This is a genomic window from Rhodoferax sp. P1_F3, assembly GCF_056405715.1.
The window spans coordinates 1-358 of the sequence record NZ_JBFUBO010000048.1 but is presented as its reverse complement, the minus strand read 5'-3'; the positions used below and the strand labels follow the sequence as shown (position 1 = coordinate 358).

At 45.5% G+C, this 358-nt stretch carries 1 rRNA gene; it reads right to left on the bottom strand.

Annotated elements, in window-relative coordinates:
• Positions 1-202 precede the first annotated feature (202 nt).
• Positions 203-315: ribosomal RNA gene (rrf, locus tag AC1DZ5_RS21570) — 5S ribosomal RNA — on the bottom strand.
• Between the last annotated feature and the right edge of the window lie 43 nt (positions 316-358).

Below are 358 nucleotides of genomic sequence, written 5' to 3'. Positions count from 1 at the left end.
CGCTTATCGGCTGTAAATTTTTAATGATCTGAAACAATTTTTATCTCGTTTCGTTTGCTTTGCTGTGATCAGCGAAGCCTTGAATTATGACACAGTTTTTGAAGCCCTGTCAAATCAAGCAAAAGATTTTTGCTTTTTTTAGAACTGCTAGACAGCTCTAAAAAAAACACCCCGCCGAATGACGGGGTGTTTTGCTGTAATAGCCTGACGATGACCTACTTTCACACGGGAATCCGCACTATCATCGGCGCTGACTCGTTTCACTGTCCTGTTCGGGATGGGAAGGAGTGGTACCAAGTCGCTATGGTCGTCAGGCATAACTTGTTGCCACCTTGACTAGGTCAAGGCGACCGCGACC